The sequence below is a fragment of the Streptomyces chartreusis NRRL 3882 genome, from assembly GCF_900236475.1.
Classification (GTDB): Bacteria; Actinomycetota; Actinomycetes; order Streptomycetales; family Streptomycetaceae; genus Streptomyces; species Streptomyces chartreusis_D.
In genome coordinates, this window is the sequence record NZ_LT963352.1 from 2,711,273 (window position 1) to 2,732,988 (window position 21,716).

Here is a 21,716-nt window from a genome sequence, read left to right on the forward strand (position 1 = left end):
GGGGCGACGGCGGGCGCGGCTGTCCGTCCTGCCGCCCCTGCCCGCCGGCGACCTGGCCCCCACCGCGCGCCTCAGGACACCCCGCCGACCAGGCGTTTCACCCCTGCTCCTCGCCGGAGCGCTGGTACAGCTCCGCGACGGAAGCGGCCGCCCGGGCCAGTTCCTCGCGCACCTGAGGGGGTGAGAGGACCTCCACCTGGTCGGCGAACACGAGCAGTTGGCGGGTCTCCCCGAGCAGTCCGTACGTCAGCCGCACGGTCGCCCACTCGCTCTCGCCGTCGTCGTCGAGGAATTCCGACGGGAGGAAGGCCGTCAGCCGCAGGAACATGTCGAGCCGGTCGCGCCGCACCCGGACGGTGACGTTCAATCCGCTGGGCCGCTCCTCGACCTGGCGGCGCAGGATCTCCCAGACTCCGGCGAGTTCGACGCCCGGACGCCGCCGCACGGGCTCGTCGAGGAGCCGGGCGGAGCGCACCCGGTCCGCCCGGAAGAGCCGGGGCTCGGCCCGCCGGTCGGCGACCAGATACCAGACGCCGGCCTTGGCGACGAGGCCGTACGGGTCGACGGTGTACGTCCGCACCTGGCGCTCCCCGCTGTGCCGGTAGCGCAGCCGCAGCCTGCGGTCGGCGAAGACCGCGTCCCGCAGCACCTCCAGGTCGACGGTCGGCTGCGGCCCGCCGCGCCAGCGGGTGGCGTCGACGAGGATGCGCCGGGAGGCCGTCTCGGCGGCCGGGCGGTGCGGGGCCGGCAGCGCGGCCATCACCTTGCGCAGGGCCGAGCCGAACGCCGCGTCCAGACCGAGCGCGGCGTGCGCGCCCTGCGCGGCCAGGACGAACAGCGCGCGCGACTCGTCGGCGGTCAGACCGGTGACGTCGGTACGGAATCCGGCGAGCAGTTCGATGCCGCCGTGCCGGCCGCGTTCGGCGTAGACCGGGACGCCGGCGGCGGACAGGGACTCGACGTCGCGGTAGACGGTGCGGACCGACACCTCCAGCCGTTCGGCGAGTTCGCGGGCGGGGACCCGGCCGCGGGTCTGGAGGAACAGCAGGATCGACAGCAGACGGTCGGACTTCACGGCATCAGCATCGTGGCGGGCGAGGGCGCGGGCAAATGTTGACGGCGGCTGTCAGGTTTTCCGGCCATGCTCCCCCTGTCCACGCACTCAGGAGGAGTCTCATGACCAACGATCCCCGTCCGCTGTTCGCCCGGGCCGCGCAGCAGGCCGCCGAGCTCATCGCGTCCGTCCGCGCGGAGCAGCTGGACGGCCCCACGCCGTGCACCGAGTTCGACGTGCGCACCCTGCTGAGCCATCTCACCGGTGGGGCCCGCCGGGTGGCCGTCGTCGCCGAGGGCGGTGACGCGGCCGCGGTACGGCCGTTCGCCGAGGACGTGCCGGACGACGGCTGGACGGCCGCGTACGACGAGGCCAGGACCCGGGCCGTGAAGGCCTGGGCGGGCGACGACCTGCTGGACACGGTGGTGCGCCTGCCGTTCGGCGAGATGCCCGGCCGCGCCGCCGTGTCGGCCTACGTCCTGGAGACGGTGACCCACGCCTGGGACCTGTCCGAGGCCCTGGGGCACCCGCGCGAACTGGACCCGGAGCTCGCCGAGTTCGCGCTGACCGTCGCCCAGCGCATGCTGCCGGACGAACAGCGGGACGAGAACACGCCGTTCGCCTCGGCCCGGCCGGCCCCCGAGGGCGCCGACGTCTACGGCAGGCTGGCGGCCTGGCTGGGGCGCGAGCCGCTCAGCCGAGCCTGACCCGCGCGAGCTGACGGGACTGCGCCACCAGCCGGTCGGCGCTGTCCCACACCTCGGCGTCCTCCTCCAGGAAGCCGCCGGCGAGGTTGCGCGTGGTGATCGACACGCGCAGCGGGCCCGGCGCCGGGCGGCAGCGGACGTGCACGGTCAGCTCGACGGTGGGCACCCAGCCCTTCAGCCCGAGTTCGAAGGCGGTGGGCGGCAGGGCGTCCACCGCCAGCAGGAGGGAGAGCGGGTCGTGGTCTCGGCCGTCCGCGAGCCCGAACCAGGCCCGCATCTCGCCCTTGCCGGACGGCTTGCCGAGGGCCCAGCCCAGGGTCGCCGGGTCCAGCTTGAGCATCAGCCGGTCGGTGATGGCCGAGCTGCCGGAGAAGGGGGCGGCCCCGTCCTCCGGGCCGAAGCAGTGCTCCAGCGGCGGGATCGCCGGCGGCCTGGCCGTCGTACGGACGTCGTCGGGCAGGGCGTCCAGGTCGCCGTAGGAGGCGAGGACGCGGATGCGTTCCACCTCGCGGCCCTCGTCGTCGTACTGGAAGAGGGAGGCCTGGCCGGTCGACAGGGTCCGGCCGGTGCGGACGGCTTCCGTGCGGACGACCGCGGGGCCGGGCTGGGACGCGGTCAGGTAGTGCGCCGAGACGGTGAAGGGGTCGGCGTGCGGCAGGGTGTCCGCGAGCGCGCGGCCCAGAACGGCCAGCAGGTAGCCGCCGTTGACGGCGCTGATGATCGTCCAGCCGGCGGAGAGGTCGATGTCGTAGACGCCGGGCGCGCGTCGGCTGAGCGCGGTGTCGCGGTCGAACTCGCTGTCCCCGATCGTGGCCCGGACGGCCGGGGCGGAGGCTGCTTCTGGCATGGCTGAACAGTACAAGAACTAACTACTAAGCGGTAGCTTTGGTTGGTTCCGGCTTGGGTGAGGCCCGGGCAATTTCTCGGTAAGTGTCCGCACTCGTCCGTCAACCCGGAACGCCGTCCGTCCCTCTGAAGAGACATGAGCCTCACCGGGACTCCGTTCCTCTACACGCTGATCGCGCTGTCGGTCGTCGCGCTCGCGCTGCCGCTCGCCCTGTGGTCGCGCGTCCGCGGTCCCCGCGCCCTGCGGACGGCGACGCGCACGCTGATGCTGCTGTTCGCCCAGGGGACCGCCGTGGCGCTGGTCTTCACGCTGGTCAACAACGCCAACAACCTGTACGACAACTGGGCCGACCTGCTCGGCACCGGCAACCACGTGCAGCAGGCGGCCGACCTCGGCGCCGACGGCACCGGAGGCATCGCACTGAAACGGCTGCCCAAGGTGCGCCAGACCTTCCGGCCGGCCACCGGGCCCGGCATGCGCGCGGCCGGCGGGGTGCAGGTCACCCAGCTCAAGGGCCGGGTGTCGGGCGTGAACGCCGAGGTCTACGTCTGGCTCCCGCCCCAGTACGACGAACCGGCCTACCGGCACCACAGATTCCCGGTGGTGGAGCTGCTGCCCGGCTACCCCGGCTCGGCGAAGGCCTGGTTCGGCTCGCTGCACGCGCACGAGCAGTTGGAGCCGCTGATGCGGGACGGGCAGGTCGCCCCGTTCATCCTGGTCGCGCCGCGCACCAATCTGCTGGCCGGGGTGGACACCGGCTGCGCCAACATCCCGGGCACGGTCAACGCAGACACCTGGCTGAGCGTCGACGTGCCGATGATGGTCATGGACAACTTCCGCGCCGAATCCGCCCCGCAGGGCTGGGCCGTGGCCGGCTACTCGGCCGGGGCGCACTGCGCGGCCAAGCTCGCCGTCGCCCACCCGGACCGCTACCGGGCCGCCGTCAGCCTGTCCGGCTACAACGACCCGATCGGCGAACGTGACTCGCTCGCCGCGCAGACCCCCGCGCTGCGGGCCGAGAACAACCCCTACCTGCTGCTGCGCAAGGCGCCCGTCCCGCCGCGCGTCTCGCTGTACCTCTCCGGCCAGCCGCACGACGGCTACGAGGCGGCCGTCGCCCTGGAACAGACCGCGAAGGCCCCGACGACCGTGCACGTGGTGTACATCCCGAGGAGCGCGGGCGGTCACACCATGGCGCTGTGGCGGCCGCAGGTGATCCCGGCGTTCCGCTGGCTGACGGAGGTGACGGGCCACGGCCACGTCACGGCAGGACCGGCTGCTCCTCCTCGCTCACCGTCGACCGGCGGTGCCAGGCCCGCGGAGCTCGCCAGTGGAACCGCATCGCGAGCAGGCGCAGTACGAAGGCGGTGATCACCGCGAGGGCGCTGGTGAGCGGGTTCAGGGCGTCGTAGCGGATGCACAGCGCGACCAGGGCGGCGCCGACGATCGCCGGGACCGCGTACAGGTCACGGTCCCAGCGCAGCAGGGAGGGGACCTCGTTGGCGAGGACGTCGCGCAGCACACCGCCGCCCACCGCGGTCGTCAGCCCCAGGCCGGCGGAAGCGGTCAGGCCGAGCCCGTACTCGTACGCCTTGATCGTGCCGGCGACGCAGAACAGGCCGAGGCCGGCCGCGTCGAAGACGTTCACGGCGACCTGGATGCGCTCCACCTGCGGGTGCAGGAAGAAGACGAGGAGCGTGGCGAGCAGCGGGGTGAGGAAGTACCCCAGGTCCGTGAAGGCGGCGGGCGGTACGGCCCCGATGACCAGGTCACGGAAGAGCCCGCCGCCCAGCGCGGTGACCTCGGCGAGCACGGCGATGCCGAACACGTCGAAGTTCTTCCGCACGGCCAGCAGGGCGCCGGAGATCGCGAAGACGAAGATGCCGATCAGGTCGAGCGTGTGCTGGACGGACGGACTGAAGAGTTGCTGGAGCACCCGAACATTTTTACTCACGGGTGAGTCCCCGCCCTGATGTGCCAGGGGGGTCCGCAAAGTCCCGTCGTCCGCCCGGAGGGCGGGCCCCGCGACGTCCGGTGCGTGCTCTGGGGTTACCCCCTACTCGAAGAGCTCGGGGGAGCGTGCCGGACGTCGCGGGGCAGGCGGGACTTTGCGGACACCCCCTGGGGCGGAGGCTCGGGCGGGGTCACTTCTCCACGGTGGCGGCGCCGCCGTTCTCCGCGGCGACCTCCTTCGCCGACGAGAGCAGCTTGGTGTCCTGCGGCTGCTGGTCCTCGAAGTTCTCCGGGTGGTGGCAGGCGACGCGCTGTCCGGCCCGCAGCTCCACCAGCGGCGGCTCGGTCGTCCTGCAGATCTCCGTGGCCTTCCAGCACCGGGTGTGGAAGCGGCACCCGCTCGGCGGGGCGATCGGCGAGGGCACGTCGCCCTTGAGCAGGATGCGCTCGCTCTTGACGCCCCGGCGCTTCGGGTCCGGGATCGGCACGGCCGACAGCAGGGCCTTGGAGTACGGGTGCATCGGCGACTTGTACAGCTTGTCGCGGTCTGCCAGCTCCACGATCTTGCCGAGGTACATCACCGCGATCCGGTCCGAGACGTGCCGGACGACCGACAGGTCGTGCGCGATGATCACGTAGGTCAGGCCCAGCTCCTCCTGGAGGTCGTCCAGCAGGTTCACCACCTGCGCCTGGATCGACACGTCCAGCGCGGAGACCGGCTCGTCCGCCACGACCAGCTTCGGGTTGAGGGCGAGCGCGCGGGCGATGCCGATGCGCTGGCGCTGACCGCCGGAGAACTCGTGCGGATAGCGGTTGTAGTGCTCGGGGTTGAGGCCGACCACCGACAGCAGCCGCTGGACCTCCTTCTTCACCCCGCCCTCGGGTTCGACGCCCTGGAGCCGGAAGGGGGCGCCGACGATCGTGCCGATCGTGTGCCGGGGGTTCAGCGAGGAGTACGGGTCCTGGAAGATCATCTGCACGTCGCGGCGCATCGGGCGCAGCTCGCCGGTCCTCAGGTGCGTGATGTCCTTGCCCTCGAACTCGACCGAGCCGCCGGTCGGTTCGAGCAGCCGCGTGATCAGCCGGCCCATGGTGGACTTGCCGCAGCCCGACTCACCGACGACACCGAGCGTCTCGCCCTTGCGGACCTCGAAGTCGATGCCGTCGACGGCGCGCACCGCGCCGGTCTGCCGCTGCAGCAGGCCCTTGCGGATCGGGAAGTGCTTCTGCAGGCCGGTCACCTTCAGCAGGACCTCGCCGTCGGGGGCGCTGTCCTGGGTGAGGGTGCTGCCGCTCGTGTCCGGTTCGCTCACCGTTTTGTCGTCGCTCACAGCTTCGGCGCAATCTCTTCGGTCCAGATACGCTCCCGCTGCTCCTGCGTCATGTGGCAGGCGGCCCAGTGCGAGCCGCCGACCTCGGTCAGCTCGGGGCGGACCGTGCGGGTGACGTTGTCCTTCGGGACGTCCGCGTACGGGCAGCGCGGGTTGAAGGCGCAGCCGGACGGGAGGTTGATGAGGGAGGGCGGCGCGCCCTTGATCGGGATGAGCCGGTCGGTCTCCTCGCGGTCCAGGCGCGGCATCGAGCCGAGCAGGCCCCAGGTGTAGGGGTGCCGGGGCTCGGAGAACACGTCCTCGGCGGGACCGCGCTCCACACACCGGCCGCCGTACATGACCAGCAGGTCGTCGGCCATCTCCGCGACCACACCCAGATCGTGCGTGATCATGATGACCGCGGAGCCGAACTCCTTCTGCAGATCGTGGATCAGGTCGAGGATCTGCGCCTGCACGGTGACGTCCAGGGCGGTGGTCGGCTCGTCGGCGATGAGCAGCTCGGGGTTGTTCACCAGCGCCATGGCGATCATGGCGCGCTGGCGCATACCGCCGGAGAACTCGTGCGGGTAGCCGTCCACGCGCTTGGCGGGCTCGGGGATGCCGACGCGGTCCAGCATCTCGATCGCCCGCTGCCGGGCCACCTTCTTGCTGACGTCGTTGTGGACCCGGTACGCCTCGACGATCTGGTGCCCGACCGAGTAGTAGGGGTGCATCGCGGACAGCGGGTCCTGGAAGATCATGGCCATCTTCCGGCCGCGCAGCCGCCGTACGTCGTCGGGGTCGGCCCCGATCAGCTCCTGGCCGTCCAGCCACACCTCGCCGGAGACGTGAGCGCGCGCCGAGCGGTGCAGGCCCATCACGCCGAGCGAGGTGACGGACTTGCCGGAGCCGGACTCGCCCACGATGCCCAGGGTCTTGCCCTTGCGCACGTCGAAACTGACGCCGTCCACCGACTTGACCAGACCGTCGTCCGTGTCGAAGTGGATGCGCAGGTCGCGGACGGACAGGAACACGTCGTCCGGGACGGACGGGGCGGCGGTGTCCGGTTCGCCGAGCGCGGCTTTGTCGAGCTTGCTCACGAGTACCTCACCCGGGGGTCGATGGCGGCGTACACCAGGTCGACGACGAGATTGCAGAAGACGATGAAGAACGCGGCGACCAGGGTCACGCCCATCACGATGGGCAGGTCGTTGTCCTTGATGGCCTGTACCGAGTATGCGCCGATGCCCTGGAGGGAGAACACGGTCTCGGTGAGCACCGCGGTGCCGACGAGGGTGCCGAAGTCCATGCCGAAGATGGTGACGATCGGCGTGAGCGCGGAGCGCAGGCCGTGCTTGGTGACGACCGTGGTCTCCTTCAGGCCCTTGGCCCTGGCCGTTCTGATGTAGTCCTCGCTCATCGTCTCCAGCATGCCCGCCCGGGTGAGCCGGGCGTACAGCGCGGAGAACAGGAAGGCGAGGCTGACCCAGGGCAGCAGCAGGTGCCAGGCCCATTCGGCCGGGTTCTGGGTGAAGGGGACGTAGTCGATGCTGTCCCAGATGGGGATCTCGTAGACGAAGAGCGCGTTCAGCACCTGGCCGGTGAAGAAGATCGGGAGCGAGACGCCGGCGAGCGCGATGAACATGGAGATGCGGTCGATCGGCTTGCCCTTGCGCAGCGCCGAGATCACGCCCGTCGTCACACCGCTGATCAGCCAGATCGCCGCCGCACCGACGGCCAGCGAGAAGGAGACCGGGATCCGCTGCTCCAACTGCGGCCACACCTCGATGTGGCTCTTGAAGGAGTACCCGAAGCAGGGTGCGCCGCAGTGCGTCGCCTCGGGGCCGAACCGGTAGTCGGCACCCGCCACGAGGCCCTTCAGGAAGTTCCAGAACTGCTCGTAGACGGGCTGATCCAGTCCCAGGTTCTTCTTGATCGCGGCGACGGACTCGGGGTTCGCGTCCTTGCCGACGTACTGGGTGGCCAACTGGTCGGCCGTCTGGCCCCCGAGGCGGGGCACCAGGAAGAAGATGGCGAAGGTGACTGCGCTGACCACCAGCAGCAACAGCACCGCGCCCATGACGCGTCGGAGGATGTACGCAGCCACAGCTGTACGGCCCCGGGTGGCCGCGGCGGGATCATCCGCCGCGGCCACCCGTTGCCTTCACCTGCCTTTCGAAAGGATCCGGCCTGCTGGTGTTACTTCGAGGAGCTCATCAGCAGGTAGTCGTACATGCCGAGGTAGGCCTGCGTGACCGTGACGTTGGTCGCGGACTGCGGCCGGAGCAGCAGGTTCTTGCGGTAGACGACCGGCACGACCGAGGCGTTGTCGAGCACCATCTTGTCGATCTCGCCCCAGGCCTTGGTCCGGGCCGCGTCGTCGGTGTTGGCGATCGCGTCCGTCAGGGCCTTGTTGATCTTCGGGTCGTCCAGCTCCATCAGGTTGTTGCCGCCCGAGGGCTTGATGGCCGCGCCGTTGACGATCTGGTCGAGGAAGCCGTAGCCGGTCGGCCAGTCGGCACCCCACGCCATCGAGAGCATGCCGAGCTTGTTCTCGTGGACGTAGCTGGGGACACCGGCGAAGTTGGAGAAGTACTTACCGGCCGGGAACTGCTTGATCTCGACGTTGATGCCGATCTTCTTCAGCGACGCCTGGACGGCCGTGGCCTGCGCCACCTCGGCGGGGCGGTCGGAGCGGGCGGTCAGGATCGTGTTGAAGCCGTTCGGCTTGCCGCACGCCTTCAGCTCTTCCTTGGCCTTGGCCGCGTTGCCCTTGTGACCCTCGGTCGCGTAGGTGTCGAACTTGGTGTAGCCGTTGACCGACGGCGGCAGCAGCGTGGTCGCCACGTCACCCTTCGGCGTACCGCCCATCGCGTCCAGCACCGACTGCTTGTCGAGGCCCCACTGCACGGCCTTGCGGCAGTGGATGTTGTCGAACGGGGCGACCTTCAGGTTCAGCGCGATGTACTGCGTGGCGCCGGCGTACGAGCTGTCCGTCTGGCCCGCGTTCTTGCCGGCCAGCACCTTCGGCTGGGTCTGCGGCGCCACACCGGTGCCCGCCGCGTCAGCCGTGATCTTGTTGGAGAGCAGGTCGTTGTCGATCGTGACCTGGTTGACCTTGAACTTGATCGTGACCTTGTCCGGCAGCGCCTTGCGGATCGGGTCCGTCTTCGCGTCCCACTGCGGGTTGCGCACCAGGGTGGCGCCGCGGCCCTCTTCGTAGGACTGGAACTGGTACGGGCCGGAGGACACGATGTTCTGCACGTACTTCGCGCCGTTGTCCTTCGCCTTCGGCACCGGCGCCGTCTGCGAGAACGTCGCCAGGTAGTCGAAGTCGGCGAACGGCTGCTTCAGCTTGAAGACGATCGTCCGGTCGTCCGGCGTCTCGATCGACTTGATGCCCTCGGCGGACTTGTCCTTGTAGGGACCCTGGTACTTGTCGCCGCCCTCAAGGTACGACTTGAAGTACGTCGGGCCGTTGGACAGTGCCTCGGGCGCGAAGTTGGAGCGCTCGATGGCGTACTTCACGTCCTTGGACGTCACCGGGGTGCCGTCCTGGAACTTCACGCCGGCGCGCAGCTTGTACGTCCAGGTCTTGGCGTCCGGGCTGGACTTGCCGAGGGACTCGGCGAGGTCCGGGACGACCTCCAGACCTTCCTTGCCCGCCGCCGGTTTGAACGTGGTGAGCGTTCTGCCGTAGAGGCGGGAGAAGTTCTGCACCCAGCCGTAGTACGTGTTGCCGGGGTCGAGGGAGTCGGGCACGTCCGAGTGCTCGTACGTGACCGTCCCGCCCTTCTTGCTCGACGGGTTGACGATCGAGGTCAGCGCGGCGTCCTTCTTGCCGTTGCCTCCGTTCCCGTCGTTGTCGTCGCCTCCGCCGCCACATGCGGCAGCGCCCAGCGACAGTGCCAGGACCGACGCAACGCCGGCGGTCACCCTTCTCGTCTTCACCTGAGGAAGCCCCCTCATTCGATGGATCACTTGCTGCGAGGGTCGAGGGCGTCACGCAGCCCGTCACCCAGCAGGTTGAAGGCCAGGACGGTGATGAAGATCGCCAGTCCGGGCACGAACATGTACTGCGGATCAGCCGTGTAGAGATCCACAGCGTTGCTGAGCATGCCGCCCCAGGAGGCCTGCGGCGGAGCGATACCGACACCGAGGAAGCTCAGCGCGGCCTCGAACAGGATGTTCGTCGGGATGATCAGCGTCGAGTAGACGAGGATCGGCGCGACGAGGTTCGGGAGCAGTTCCCGGAACAGGACGTACGGGCCGCGCGCCCCGAGGCTCGTGGCGGCCTCGATGAACTCCCGCTTGCGCAGGGTCATCGTCTGGGCGCGCACGATGCGGCCGATGTACGGCCAGCTGAAGAAGCCGATCACGAAGATCAGCACGCAGATGCGCAGGGACAGGCCGTCGAGACCGAAGAACCCGTCCTGCACGGAGGCCGAGATCGAGATGGCGAACAGGAGCAGCGGGAAGGCGAGGAAGGTGTCCATCAGCCTGCTGATGACACTGTCCACCCAGCCGCCGTAGTACCCGGCGACGACACCGAGCACGGTGCCGATGCACACGGACAGCAGCGTGGCGCCGCCCGCGACCAGGAGGGAGACCCAGGAGCCGTCGATGATGCGGGCGAGCATGTCCCGGCCGTACTGGGGGTCCACGCCGAGCGGGTGGTCCCAACTCATGCCTCCCCAGCCGCCCTTGGGGGCGAGCAGCGCGGGGTCGATGAGGTCCTGGTTGAACTTGTTGGGATCGAGGTTGAAGATCCACTGGATCGGCTTGGAGAGCACCGCCATCAGCACGAGCAGCATGACGACGACGCCTCCCGCCATCGCCACCTTGTCCCGCTTGAAGCGCATCCAGGCGATCTGGGTGAGCGAGCGCCCTTCGATCTGGCTCTTCTTGACCCCGGAGAGCACGGCCTCGGGCTGTGCTCCGGCTTCCGCCCCGGTGGTCTCGATCGGTGCGGTCACGGTGCGATTGACCCCTCTCGGGCCGGCGATCGCCGAGCCCCTGGCTGCCGCTGTAGCGGTTTGCTTGTCTCGTACACGAGACCGACCCGGCCCGTGTCTTGCGGGGAGTCTTCAACGCTTTGGCGATCTGTTGCCAGACTTGACGGTGAAAGGATGCGTAAACGTGATGCTGTCTGCGGGGTTCCGTTATCCGGACAGTGGGTAGCGGGGGTCGGACGCGCTGAGACAGGGGCATTTTAGGACATACCTGCGCTTTTCACCCCTATCTACGCGCGAAGAGCTGAGAGCCTGTCGCGTTTGAGGGTGGGAAGCAGGGACCGTGGGGGCGGCCTGGAGGTGGGTCAGTACCGGCCCTGGACCGGGGGGTAGCCGTAGCCCGAGGCCGGGGCCTGGACTGGGGCGGTGGCGTGGGCCTCACGGTCGTAGAAGGGGCGGGCGCTCGCGCGCAGCCACATGGCGACCGGGTCGTGCTCGTCGGACATGGCGACGGTCGAGACGGGCAGCCCGTCCGGTACGGCACCGAGGGACTGCTGCATCATCGCGCGCACGGAATCCACGGCCGGCGGCGAGGTGTCGTACACATCCAGTCCGATGGCGAGGTACGGCGCCCCCAGCGCGGGCTGCACCCAGGCCCGGCGCAGCGAGCGGACGGCCGGGGTGCGGTGGGCGTTCTGCGCGAGCAGGGCGTAGAACTGCGGGATCTCGATGGCCGGTTCGGACAGCCGCAGCGGGCCGGCCGGCTGGCGGTCCAGGCCCGTGGCGATCCGGCGCAGGTCGAGCCAGGGGATGCCGACGCCGCCACCGGGGGCGTGCGGGTTGAGCCAGAGGCCGTAGTGGTCGGGGTAGAGGGCCCGGGCGACGTCGACTCCGTCGATCACCTCGTAACTGCGGTTCCAGCCGCTGGCCGAGAGCTCCTGGGCGGAGGTCACACAGGGGGCGTAGCCGCAGCCGTCGACCTCCATGTTCCCGTACTGGGCGTCGGGGGAGCCCGCCTGGCCGTGCCAGAGGAGCATCCAGATCTGGCCGGAGTGCGGGGTCGCGAGCGCGCGCAGGAGTGCCTCGTAGGCGTCGTAACGCCCGGGCGTGACCTGGCGCAGCATGTGCTCGACCTGTCCGGCCGCGGCCGTGCCGCTCGCGCTCACCTTTACCGCCCCTTCGTACAACGCCTCGACCGTGACCTAGCTTAAGCCCGCCCGGGAGCTCGGGGCCTGGTGCCGGTTTGCTACCGCTGGTAGAAGGGCCGGACCCGGTCCCTCATCCAGTTGCCCACCGGGTCCTCCGTCACGTCCAGGAGCACCAGGTTGACCGGCCAAGGAGCCGGGGACGTCGTGACGGCCCGGGTGAGGGCTTCCAGGGGGAGGGCCCGCAGGTCGCCTTCCCACTGGGAGAGTTCGACGCCCACGAACATCACCGGGTCGGCGGTCTCGATCGCGGCGAGGCAGCGGCGGGCGGTGAGGACGACGCCGATCGCCTCGAACTCGGCGGAGGCGGCGGCGAGGAAGTCCACCGGGTCGTCCTGCCAGTCGGGCTCGAAGAGGCGGACCCGGCCGCCGCTCGCGGGGCCGTCCAAGGGGGTCCGGCCGGCCCGGCAGAGCTCGGCCACGGCGGGCGGCGGGAGCGGTATGCCGACCACACCGCCCGGGTTGACGGCTATTCCGGCGTGCGGCGGCAGGCCGCGGGCGAACTCCACGGCGGGCGCGATCGTGTACGACATGTGGGAGCCGACGACCTGGCGGAACTGCTCCTCGGAGCTGAACACCGGTACATACGCCTGGCCCTCGATCTCGATGCCGGGCAGATCCAGGGGGCCGCTCTGCGGGCCGCCGCCGTTCGGCAGGGGGACCCAGACGAAACTACGGCCGAGCACCTCGACGATCCGCCCGCCGGCCGCCGGCCCGGCGCCGAGGGAGGCCGAGAGCACCTCCTCCAGTTCGTTGCCGGGCCATCCGCCGTGCGGGTGGGTCTGCGTGTGCGCCGGGAAGTCCGCGGAGAAGTCCGCCGGGAAGTCCATCTGCCTACCGCCTGCCTGGAACCACTGCTGAGGCTCAAAAGGCTAACGGCTCACCGGCCCGCGGCGGTCAGCCCGTGAACCCGATCCGGCGCAGGGTGCCCGCCGCGTCCCGGTCGACGAGGATCGCCGAGCCGCAGCCCGCGGGCAGTTCGCCCCGCTCCACGGAGCGCAGCAGGCGGTTGGTCGCCGCGCGGTGGCGCAGGAACGCGTACCGCGAGACACCGCGGCCGCGGTCGCGCTGGCCGGCCAGGGCCTCCTCGGGGGTGACGTCGAGCATGAGCAGATGCAGGGTGCCGCCCCGGCGGCGGGCTTCGCGGGCCAGCCAGCGGCGGACCCAGGCCTGCGTGCCGCAGTCGTGCACGACGACGCCCTCGCCGGTGCGCAGGGCGCGGCGCAGCCCGGCGTAGTGGGCGAGGCGGACGAGCGGGCGGTAGAACCCGTACGGCAGGAAGCTCGGCATGCGGCTGTCCCAGCGGTCGCGGGTGTCCTGGGAGTCGATGCGCCGGCCCGGCACGGTGCGCCGCATCAGCGTGGACTTGCCGCTGCCGGGCAGACCCGTGACCACGACGAGGTCGCGGGGGCCGAAGAGCAGCGCGTGCGGGCCGCGGCCGGCGCGCTCGCGCAGATCGCGGACGACCGGCAGCGGGCCGCAGGCCGCGGCTGCCGGAGCGGCCGGCTGCTCGGGCAGCGCGATGCCCGACGTCGTGGCGTAGGCGGTGGTCCTGTTCACCGTGATCGTCCTCCCCTGGGGCCAGGTACGGAGTCCCATCCCCGCCGAGTGTAAAGAGAAGGTAATGCCCGATGTCTCTGGTTTTAGTCCTCTTCCCGCAACAGGCCTGCTACAGGGTGGTCCCCCTGCCACCCGGCGACGATGCGTGCAATGATGTGCGCGCCAACTGCATACCGGCCGTTTGAATCCGCGCGGGAGAGTCCCCAGCACCGTCCGACGCTGGGGCGCCGAAGGAGCAAGTCCCTCCCTTGAATCTCTCAGGCCCCGTTACCGCGCGGGCGAGGCACATCTGAAAAGCGGGCCGCACCCTTCTCTCGCAGCTTCGGGAAGTGGCGTGGCTCCACCCAAGGTGCAAGCCGTGTCCCCTGTGGTCATGGCGAACCTCTCAGGTTCCGATGACAGATGGGGAGGAACGACCTCGCCCGTCATGCCCTTGGAGACGACCGCCCGATGAGCAGTACGCCACTGCGCCACACCGCGCTCGATGCCCTGCATCGTTCGCTCGGCGCGACGATGACCGACTTCGCCGGCTGGGACATGCCCCTGCGCTACGGCTCCGAGCGCGACGAGCACAACGCCGTGCGCACGAAGGCCGGGCTCTTCGACCTCTCCCACATGGGGGAGATCACCGTCACCGGCCCGCAGGCCGCCGCCCTCCTCGACTTCGCCCTGGTGGGCAACATCGGCGGCGTGAAGCCGGGCCGCGCCCGCTACACCATGATCTGCCGGGCCGACGGCGGCATCCTCGACGACCTGATCGTCTATCGCCTGGGCGAGACCGAGTACATGGTCGTCGCCAACGCCTCCAACGCCCAGGTCGTCCTGGACGCGCTCAGCGAGCGCGCCGCCGGCTTCGACGCCGAGGTGCGCGACGACCGGGACGCCTACGCGCTGATCGCCGTACAGGGGCCGGAGTCCCCCGGCATCCTGAAGTCCCTCACGGACGCCGACCTCGACGGCCTGAAGTACTACGCCGGGCTGCCCGGTACGGTCGCGGGCGTCCCGGCGCTGATCGCCCGGACCGGGTACACCGGCGAGGACGGCTTCGAGCTGTTCGTGAAGCCGGAGCACGCGGTCGAGCTGTGGCAGGCGCTGACCAAGGCGGGCGAGGGCGTCGGGCTGGTCCCCTGCGGGCTGTCCTGCCGGGACACGCTGCGGCTGGAGGCCGGCATGCCGCTGTACGGGCACGAGCTGTCGACCTCCCTCACCCCCTTCGACGCGGGCCTCGGACGGGTGGTGAAGTTCGAGAAGGAAGGCGACTTCGTGGGCCGCGCGGCCCTGCGTGAGGCCGCGGAGCACGCGAACCACGAGCCGCCGCGCGTCCTGGTCGGCCTGATCGCCGAAGGCCGCCGGGTCCCCCGCGCCGGGTACGCCGTCGTCGCCGAGGGCAAGGTGATCGGCGAGGTCACCTCCGGGGCCCCCTCCCCCACGCTGGGCAAGCCGATCGCGATGGCCTACGTCGACGCCATGTACTCCACGCCGGGCACGGCCGGTGTCGGTGTGGACATCCGGGGCAGTCACGAGCCGTACGAGGTCGTGGCGCTGCCGTTCTACAAGCGTCAGAAGTAGACACTGGCCGGAGGGCCGCGGCACCGCCTCGTGCCCGTCGTCCCAGCTCACCAGCAGTCCCCCCTTCCACAGCACTCCCGCGCGTACAGGAGAATCCAGGCCATGAGCAACCCCCAGCAGCTGCGTTACAGCAAGGAGCACGAGTGGCTGTCGGCCGCCGAGGACGGCGTCTCGACGGTCGGCATCACGGAGCACGCGGCCAACGCGCTCGGCGATGTCGTGTTCGTCCAGCTTCCCGAGGTCGGCGACTCCGTGTCCGCCGGCGAGACCTGCGGCGAGCTGGAGTCGACCAAGTCGGTGTCCGACCTCTACTCCCCCGTGTCCGGTGAGGTCACCGAGGTCAACGAGGACGTGGTGAACGACCCGTCGCTGGTGAACTCGGCCCCCTTCGAGGGCGGCTGGCTGTTCAAGGTGCGGGTCACGGACGAGCCGGGCGACCTGCTCTCCGCCGACGAGTACACCGCGTTCTCCGCCGGCTGAGGAGTCGTAGCCGTATGTCCGTCCTGAACACACCCCTGCACGAGCTCGACCCGGCCGTGGCCGCCGCGGTCGACGCCGAGCTGCACCGGCAGCAGTCCACGCTGGAGATGATCGCCTCGGAGAACTTCGCTCCGGTCGCGGTCATGGAGGCGCAGGGCTCGGTCCTCACCAACAAGTACGCCGAGGGTTACCCGGGCCGCCGCTACTACGGCGGCTGCGAGCACGTCGACGTGGTCGAGCAGATCGCGATCGACCGCGTCAAGGAGCTGTTCGGCGCCGAGCACGCCAACGTCCAGCCGCACTCGGGCGCCCAGGCCAACGCCGCCGCGATGTTCGCGCTGCTCAAGCCGGGCGACACCATCATGGGTCTGGACCTCGCGCACGGCGGGCACCTGACCCACGGCATGAAGATCAACTTCTCCGGCAAGCTCTACGACGTCGTCGCCTACCACGTGGGCGAGGCCGGCCGGGTCGACATGGCCGAGGTCGAGCGGCTGGCGAAGGAGTCCAGGCCCAAGCTGATCGTCGCGGGCTGGTCGGCCTACCCGCGGCAGCTGGACTTCGCCGCGTTCCGCCGGATCGCGGACGAGGTCGGCGCGTACCTGATGGTCGACATGGCGCACTTCGCCGGGCTCGTCGCGGCGGGGCTGCACCCGAACCCGGTGCCGCACGCGCACGTGGTGACCACGACCACCCACAAGACGCTGGGCGGCCCGCGCGGCGGTGTGATCCTCTCCACGGCCGAGCTCACCAAGAAGATCAACTCCGCTGTCTTCCCCGGTCAGCAGGGCGGTCCGCTGGAGCACGTGATCGCGGCCAAGGCGGTCGCCTTCAAGGTCGCGGCCTCGGAGGACTTCAAGGAGCGCCAGCGCCGTACGCTGGAGGGTGCCCGCATCCTGGCCGAGCGTCTGGTGAAGGACGACGTCCGGGCCGTGGGTGTGGACGTCCTGTCCGGCGGCACGGACGTGCACCTGGTCCTGGTCGACCTGCGCCACTCGGAGCTGGACGGTCGGCAGGCCGAGGACCGCCTCCACGAGGTGGGCATCACGGTCAACCGGAACGCGATCCCGAACGACCCGCGCCCGCCGATGGTGACGTCGGGTCTGCGGATCGGCACGCCGGCCCTGGCGACCCGGGGCTTCGACGCCGAGGACTTCGCGGAGGTCGCGGACGTCATCGCCGAGGCGCTGAAGCCGTCCTACGACGCCGAGGCGCTCAAGGCCCGGGTGAAGGCCCTGGCCGACAAGCACCCGCTGTACCCGGGTCCGCACACGGGTTCGCACTCATAACGAAGAAACCTTTCAGGGTGCCCCGTTCCGCGTGGGCGGGGCGCCCTGCCCCCTCGCACCACCCCCGTAGTCAGGAGTCCCCGTGGCCATCTCGGTCTTCGACCTGTTCTCGATCGGCATCGGCCCGTCCAGCTCCCACACCGTGGGTCCGATGCGCGCGGCCCGGATGTTCGCCCGGCGGCTGCGCAACGAGGAACTGCTCGCCCCGACCGCGAAGGTCCGCGCCGAGCTGTACGGCTCCCTCGGCGCCACCGGCCACGGCCACGGCACGCCCAAGGCGGTGCTGCTCGGCCTGGAGGGCGACTCGCCGCGCACGGTGGACGTGGAGACGGCCGACGAACGGGTGGAGACGATCAAGGCCGCCGGCCGGCTGAGGCTGCTGGGCGAGCACGAGATCGCGTTCTCCTACGACGACGACATGGTCCTGCACCGTCGCAAGGCCCTGCCGTACCACGCGAACGGCATGACCCTGTGGGCGTACGACTCCTCGGGCGCGGAGCTGCTGACGAAGACGTACTACTCGGTCGGCGGCGGCTTCGTCGTCGACGAGGAAGCGGTCGGCGCCGACCGCATCAAGCTCGACGACACCGTGCTGAAGTACCCCTTCCGCACGGGCGACGAGCTGCTGCGCATGGCCCAGGAGACCGGCCTGTCCATCTCGGCGCTGATGCTGGAGAACGAGCGCGCCTGGCGCACCGAGGAGGAGATCCGCGCCGGTCTGCTGGAGATCTGGCGGGTGATGGAGGCGTGCGTGGCACGCGGCATGTCCCGCGAGGGCATCCTGCCGGGCGGTCTGAAGGTACGCCGCAGGGCCGCGAACACCGCCCGCAAACTGCGCTCCGAGGGCGACCCGAAGGCCCTCGCCATGGAGTGGATCACCCTCTACGCGATGGCGGTCAACGAGGAGAACGCGGCCGGGGGCAGGGTCGTCACGGCGCCGACGAACGGCGCGGCCGGCATCATCCCGGCCGTCCTGCACTACTACGTCAACTTCGTGCCGGGCGCCGACGAGGAGGGCGTGGTCCGCTTCCTGCTCGCCGCGGGCGCGATCGGCATGCTCTTCAAGGAGAACGCGTCCATCTCCGGCGCCGAGGTCGGCTGCCAGGGCGAGGTCGGCTCGGCCTGCTCGATGGCGGCGGGCGCGCTGGCCGAGGTCCTCGGCGGTTCTCCGGAACAGGTCGAGAACGCCGCCGAGATCGGCATGGAGCACAACCTCGGCCTCACCTGCGACCCGGTCGGCGGCCTGGTCCAGATCCCGTGCATCGAGCGCAACGGCATGGCCGCGGTGAAGGCCGTCACGGCCGCGCGCATGGCGATGCGGGGCGACGGCTCCCACAAGGTGTCCCTGGACAAGGTCATCAAGACGATGAAGGACACCGGCGCGGACATGTCGGTGAAGTACAAGGAGACGGCCCGGGGCGGGCTGGCGGTGAACATCATCGAGTGCTGAAGTCGCTGGTTCCCGCCGGAACCCCTGTGCGACGTTTTTTCGAGTGTCCGTCAGGTGGTCGGATCAGACGTCACCGCTCACGGTGACGCACCCCGCCGCCCGTCGAAGTTGACATTCCCACGTCAGTGCGGAAGAGGCCGTGTCATGGTGGTGAACACAACTCCCCTCCCCCCACCAGCACTTCAGGGAGCCTCCCATGCTGCGCGGCATCGACGTGAGCGCCTACCAGTCCTCCTCCTACGACACCGACGGCCTGTCCTTCGTCTTCGTCAAGGCGACCGAGGGTCGTTCCTACGTCAACCCCAGACTCGCCGCCCAGACGAGACGCGCCCGGGACCACGGGCTGGTCGTCGGCTTCTACCACTTCCTCTGGCCCGGCAACCTCGGCGCCCAGGCCGAGTACTTCGTCAGCAAGGCCCCGGACCGGCCGGGGGACATCCTCGCCGTCGACTGGGAGACGACCAGTGACGGAACGCACGCGAGCAACGCGGAGAAGGACCTGTTCATCCGGAAGCTGAAGGATCTCCGGCCGGACAACCAGGTCGTCCTCTACGCCAACCGCGACTTCTGGCTCAACGTCGACACGACCTCCTACGCGGGCGACGGCCTGTGGATCGCCGACTACGTCAGCGCGGGCAAGCCCCGCATCAAGGCGAAGTGGCGCTTCCACCAGTACACGGACGACCCGCTGGACAAGAACGTGGCCGACTTCGCGAGCAAGGCGGCACTGCGGGAGTGGGCGGAGGACGCCTGATCGAGAACCGTGCGCGGGCCCCCGCGCCGCCCTGGTACCGCAGCATGCGCATCAGGGCCCGAGCGGGAACATACTTGCCTTTAGAGGTGAGACCTTGCCTTCAGAGGTGAGACCCATGGCGCCTGTGCGAGATGAATTCGACGCGTCTCCGCCCGCAGAACCGCGCGATCTCCTCGATGCGTCCCACGACGCGGTCGCGCTGGTGTCCACGGCCGGCCGGGTGATCGGCTGGACGCGGGGCGCCGAAGCGCTCCTCGGCCACTCCGGTGCGGAGGTGGTCGGGCGCCCCGCCGCGAACCTGCTGGCGATGCCCGGGGACCCGGTACGCGTGGCCCGTATCGCGGAGCGGTGCCGCGCGGGAATGGGCTGGAGCGGCCGGGTCTCGGTGTGGCGCCGCGACGGCGGCCCTGTCGAGGTCGGCCTGCGCGTGTCCGGGTCCTTTCACGTCGGCGAGGACGAGTGTTTTCTGATCTCGGCACGGGAGGAGCGGCAGCAGTGGACCATGGGCCAGTCCGTCCTCGACGGCTTCCTGACCCGCTCACCGGTCGGCATGGCGGTGATGGATCTGGACCTGCGCTACGTCTGGCTGAACGACACCCTGGAACGCTTCGGCGGCGTACCACGTGAGCAGCGCCTGGGACGCCGTCTGGGCGAGCTGCTTCCGGGACTGCAGGCGGAGACCCTCGAGGGCGTGATGCGCAAGGTGCTCACGACCGGCGTCCCGGTCACCGACTACGAGTACATGGGATGGAGTTGGGCGGACCCGCACCGTCAGCACGCCTACTCCACCTCGTTCTTCCCGTTGGTGGACGCCGGCGACTCCGTCACCGGGCTGTGTTACATGGTCATGGACGTCACCGAGCGCTGGAACGCCCGCCGGCTGCTGGCGCTGGTCAGCGAAGCCGGCACCAGCATCGGCAGGACGCTGGACGTGATGCGCACGGCGCAGGAACTCGCCGACTTCGCTGTTCCCCGCTTCGCCGACTTCGTCATCGTCGACCTTCTCGAACCGGTCCTGACCGGGGAGGGCCAGGGGCTCTGGTTGCCCGACGCCGGGCCGGCCCCGGCCCGGCCGGTGATGCGCCGGGCCGGAATGAGCTCCGTGCGACAGGGCTGCCCGGAGGCCGTCGCACAGATAGGGGACAAGGTCGACTTCGTTCCCCCGCCGCACGACGCGAACCTGCTCGTCGACGGCGAACCGATCTTCATCCCCGTTCTCGACCCGAGCGATCGCCTGTGGACCACCGAGCAGCCGGCCAGGGCCGCCAGCATCCGCGAGTTCGGCCTGCACTCCCTCATCTCCGTGCCGATGCGGGCGCGCGACACCGTCCTCGGTCTCGCCACGTTCACACGATCGCTGAATCCCACCTCGTTCCAGCAGGACGACGTGCTGCTGGCTCGGGAGCTGGTGGCGCGGGCGGCGCTGTGCGTCGACAACGCCCGCCGCTACACCCGGGAACACACGGCGGCGGTCACGTTGCAGCGCAGCCTGCTGCCCCATGCCCTGACGGGTGGAACAGCGCTGGAGGTGGCCTCCCACTACCTGCCGGCAGACGCGTCGGACGGGGTCGGCGGCGACTGGTTCGACGTGATCCCGCTGTCCGGCGCCCGTGTGGGACTGGTCATCGGTGATGTGGTCGGCCACGGCCTCACCGCGGCGGCGACGATGGGCCGGTTGCGCACCGCCGTACAGACCCTCGCGGACATGGACATGCCCCCCGATGAGCTGCTGGCTCACCTCGACGACCTGGTGCTGCGGCTGAGCGAGGAGCGGACCACCGACCGGACGGCCGACCAGACCATCACGGCCTTCCTCGGAGCGACCTGTCTGTACGCCGTCTACGACCCGGTGACACAGCGGTGCACGCTGGCCCGGGCCGGCCATCCGCCCCCGGTCCTCGTCACTCCGGACGGGCGCGTCTCCTTCCCGGAGCTCCCCGCCGGGCCTCCGCTCGGGCTGGGCGGGATGGCCTTCGAGGCCACCGAGATCGAGCTCCCCGAGAACAGCGTCTTCGGCCTCTATACCGACGGCCTCGTCGAAGGGACCGACCGCGACATCGAGCGCGGCATGTCCCGTCTCGGGCACCTGCTGTGCTCGCCCGGCTCCGACCTGGAAACGCTGTGCGCGGACGCGGTGCGCCAGCTCGTTCCCGTGCCGCAGCCCGACGACGTCGCCCTCCTGCTCGCCCGCACCCACGCCCTGGGCCCCGATCGGGTCGCCTCCTGGGACGTGCCGCTGGACCCGGCCGTCGTCGGTGACGTCCGGGCCGGCGCGACGCGTCAGGTCGAGGCGTGGCACTGTCAGGAGCTGGCCATGACGACGGAGCTCATCGTGAGCGAGCTCGTCACCAACGCGATCCGCTACGCCTCGGGCCCCGTACGCCTGCGACTGCTCCGTGACGCCCGCCTGACCTGCGAGGTCGCCGACGGCAGCAGTACGGCTCCGCGTCTGAGGCATGCCCGCAGCACGGACGAAGGCGGCCGCGGGCTCTTCCTCGTGGCTCAGCTCTCCCATCGCTGGGGTGCTCGGTACACACCCGGAGGAAAGATCATCTGGGCCGAGCAGGAGATCCCGTGACCGCCTCG

The 21,716-nt window shown here is 70.2% G+C and carries 19 protein-coding genes and 1 riboswitch; of the genes, 8 read left to right on the top strand and 11 right to left on the bottom strand.

Annotated elements, in window-relative coordinates; translation table 11 throughout:
- Positions 1-97: 97 nt before the first annotated feature.
- On the bottom strand, positions 98-1,075 hold the full coding sequence (locus SCNRRL3882_RS11915) for a helix-turn-helix transcriptional regulator (protein WP_010041789.1): 978 nt from the start codon (positions 1,073-1,075) through the stop codon (positions 98-100).
- 101 nt (positions 1,076-1,176) lie between these two features.
- Here SCNRRL3882_RS11915 and SCNRRL3882_RS11920 point away from each other — a divergent pair, with 101 nt between their 5' ends.
- Complete coding sequence (locus SCNRRL3882_RS11920; RefSeq protein WP_010041787.1) at positions 1,177-1,761, top strand: TIGR03086 family metal-binding protein; 585 nt, start codon at positions 1,177-1,179, stop codon at positions 1,759-1,761.
- Here the strand turns inward: SCNRRL3882_RS11920 and SCNRRL3882_RS11925 are convergent.
- On the bottom strand, positions 1,748-2,608 hold the full coding sequence (locus tag SCNRRL3882_RS11925) for a thioesterase family protein (protein WP_010041780.1): 861 nt from the start codon (positions 2,606-2,608) through the stop codon (positions 1,748-1,750). The two genes, SCNRRL3882_RS11920 and SCNRRL3882_RS11925, sit on opposite strands and share 14 nt — an antisense overlap.
- Positions 2,609-2,743: 135 nt before the next feature.
- On the opposite strand from SCNRRL3882_RS11925, the gene SCNRRL3882_RS11930 reads away from it, so the two are divergent.
- Positions 2,744-3,979, top strand: a complete 1,236-nt coding sequence (locus SCNRRL3882_RS11930) for an alpha/beta hydrolase (protein ID WP_010041778.1) — start codon at positions 2,744-2,746, stop codon at positions 3,977-3,979.
- On the opposite strand, the gene SCNRRL3882_RS11935 is transcribed toward SCNRRL3882_RS11930, so the two are convergent.
- From SCNRRL3882_RS11935 to SCNRRL3882_RS11975, 9 genes are all read right to left on the bottom strand, one after another.
- Positions 3,870-4,544, bottom strand: a complete 675-nt coding sequence (locus SCNRRL3882_RS11935; RefSeq protein ID WP_010041776.1) for a trimeric intracellular cation channel family protein — start codon at positions 4,542-4,544, stop codon at positions 3,870-3,872. The genes SCNRRL3882_RS11930 and SCNRRL3882_RS11935 overlap by 110 nt on opposite strands.
- A 208-nt stretch (positions 4,545-4,752) precedes the next feature.
- Entirely contained in the window at positions 4,753-5,874 is a 1,122-nt protein-coding gene (locus SCNRRL3882_RS11940) for an ABC transporter ATP-binding protein (RefSeq protein WP_231911113.1), read from the bottom strand.
- A 14-nt stretch (positions 5,875-5,888) separates the two neighbouring features.
- Positions 5,889-6,971 (bottom strand): ABC transporter ATP-binding protein, encoded by a 1,083-nt coding sequence (locus SCNRRL3882_RS11945; protein ID WP_010041771.1) that lies wholly within the window; start codon positions 6,969-6,971, stop codon positions 5,889-5,891.
- Positions 6,968-7,978: an ABC transporter permease gene (locus SCNRRL3882_RS11950; RefSeq protein WP_029181302.1), complete on the bottom strand. Its 1,011-nt coding sequence runs from the start codon at positions 7,976-7,978 to the stop codon at positions 6,968-6,970. Before SCNRRL3882_RS11950 ends, SCNRRL3882_RS11945 begins: the two co-directional genes overlap by 4 nt.
- A 92-nt stretch (positions 7,979-8,070) precedes the next feature.
- The gene (locus SCNRRL3882_RS11955; protein ID WP_173937241.1) at positions 8,071-9,840 is read right to left on the bottom strand and encodes an ABC transporter substrate-binding protein; all 1,770 of its coding nucleotides are present in this window, start codon (positions 9,838-9,840) and stop codon (positions 8,071-8,073) included.
- Between the two features lie 8 nt (positions 9,841-9,848).
- The gene (locus SCNRRL3882_RS11960) at positions 9,849-10,847 is read right to left on the bottom strand and encodes an ABC transporter permease (RefSeq protein ID WP_010041762.1); all 999 of its coding nucleotides are present in this window, start codon (positions 10,845-10,847) and stop codon (positions 9,849-9,851) included.
- A 341-nt stretch (positions 10,848-11,188) separates the two neighbouring features.
- Positions 11,189-11,989, bottom strand: a complete 801-nt coding sequence (locus SCNRRL3882_RS11965; RefSeq protein WP_010041761.1) for an enhanced serine sensitivity protein SseB C-terminal domain-containing protein — start codon at positions 11,987-11,989, stop codon at positions 11,189-11,191.
- Between the two features lie 80 nt (positions 11,990-12,069).
- On the bottom strand, positions 12,070-12,858 hold the full coding sequence (locus SCNRRL3882_RS11970; protein WP_010041760.1) for an enhanced serine sensitivity protein SseB: 789 nt from the start codon (positions 12,856-12,858) through the stop codon (positions 12,070-12,072).
- Between the two features lie 67 nt (positions 12,859-12,925).
- On the bottom strand, positions 12,926-13,588 hold the full coding sequence (locus SCNRRL3882_RS11975) for an AAA family ATPase (protein ID WP_010041758.1): 663 nt from the start codon (positions 13,586-13,588) through the stop codon (positions 12,926-12,928).
- Positions 13,589-13,770: 182 nt separating this feature from the next.
- Positions 13,771-13,871, top strand: a riboswitch (glycine riboswitch).
- A 167-nt stretch (positions 13,872-14,038) separates the two neighbouring features.
- Between SCNRRL3882_RS11975 and gcvT the strand changes: the two genes are divergently transcribed.
- The 6 genes from gcvT to SCNRRL3882_RS12005 all read left to right on the top strand — a co-directional run bounded on the left by gcvT (position 14,039) and on the right by SCNRRL3882_RS12005 (position 21,708).
- Positions 14,039-15,157: a glycine cleavage system aminomethyltransferase GcvT gene (gene gcvT / locus SCNRRL3882_RS11980; RefSeq protein WP_010041755.1), complete on the top strand. Its 1,119-nt coding sequence runs from the start codon at positions 14,039-14,041 to the stop codon at positions 15,155-15,157.
- Between the two features lie 102 nt (positions 15,158-15,259).
- Positions 15,260-15,637: a glycine cleavage system protein GcvH gene (gcvH, locus tag SCNRRL3882_RS11985; protein WP_010041753.1), complete on the top strand. Its 378-nt coding sequence runs from the start codon at positions 15,260-15,262 to the stop codon at positions 15,635-15,637.
- A gap of 14 nt (positions 15,638-15,651) precedes the next feature.
- Positions 15,652-16,926 (top strand): serine hydroxymethyltransferase, encoded by a 1,275-nt coding sequence (gene glyA / locus SCNRRL3882_RS11990; RefSeq protein ID WP_010041751.1) that lies wholly within the window; start codon positions 15,652-15,654, stop codon positions 16,924-16,926.
- Positions 16,927-17,008: 82 nt separating this feature from the next.
- A complete protein-coding gene (locus tag SCNRRL3882_RS11995; protein WP_010041749.1) occupies positions 17,009-18,376 on the top strand; it encodes an L-serine ammonia-lyase in 1,368 nt (455 codons plus the stop codon).
- A gap of 196 nt (positions 18,377-18,572) precedes the next feature.
- Entirely contained in the window at positions 18,573-19,130 is a 558-nt protein-coding gene (locus SCNRRL3882_RS12000; protein ID WP_010041747.1) for a glycoside hydrolase family 25 protein, read from the top strand.
- A gap of 115 nt (positions 19,131-19,245) precedes the next feature.
- Entirely contained in the window at positions 19,246-21,708 is a 2,463-nt protein-coding gene (locus tag SCNRRL3882_RS12005) for a SpoIIE family protein phosphatase (RefSeq protein ID WP_010041745.1), read from the top strand.
- Positions 21,709-21,716: the final 8 nt, after the last annotated feature.

What these genes read in the sequence shown, in the direction of transcription:
- SCNRRL3882_RS12000 (WP_010041747.1), top strand. Translation starts at nt 18,573, where the DNA reads ATGCTGCGCGGCATCGACGTGAGCGCCTACCAGTCCTCCTCCTACGAC.
- SCNRRL3882_RS11925 (WP_010041780.1), bottom strand. Translation starts at nt 2,608, where the DNA reads ATGCCAGAAGCAGCCTCCGCCCCGGCCGTCCGGGCCACGATCGGGGAC.
- SCNRRL3882_RS11970 (WP_010041760.1), bottom strand. Translation starts at nt 12,858, where the DNA reads ATGGACTTCCCGGCGGACTTCTCCGCGGACTTCCCGGCGCACACGCAG.
- SCNRRL3882_RS11955 (WP_173937241.1), bottom strand. Translation starts at nt 9,840, where the DNA reads ATGAGGGGGCTTCCTCAGGTGAAGACGAGAAGGGTGACCGCCGGCGTT.
- SCNRRL3882_RS11920 (WP_010041787.1), top strand. Translation starts at nt 1,177, where the DNA reads ATGACCAACGATCCCCGTCCGCTGTTCGCCCGGGCCGCGCAGCAGGCC.
- SCNRRL3882_RS11930 (WP_010041778.1), top strand. Translation starts at nt 2,744, where the DNA reads ATGAGCCTCACCGGGACTCCGTTCCTCTACACGCTGATCGCGCTGTCG.
- SCNRRL3882_RS12005 (WP_010041745.1), top strand. Translation starts at nt 19,246, where the DNA reads ATGGCGCCTGTGCGAGATGAATTCGACGCGTCTCCGCCCGCAGAACCG.
- glyA (WP_010041751.1), top strand. Translation starts at nt 15,652, where the DNA reads ATGTCCGTCCTGAACACACCCCTGCACGAGCTCGACCCGGCCGTGGCC.
- gcvT (WP_010041755.1), top strand. Translation starts at nt 14,039, where the DNA reads ATGAGCAGTACGCCACTGCGCCACACCGCGCTCGATGCCCTGCATCGT.
- gcvH (WP_010041753.1), top strand. Translation starts at nt 15,260, where the DNA reads ATGAGCAACCCCCAGCAGCTGCGTTACAGCAAGGAGCACGAGTGGCTG.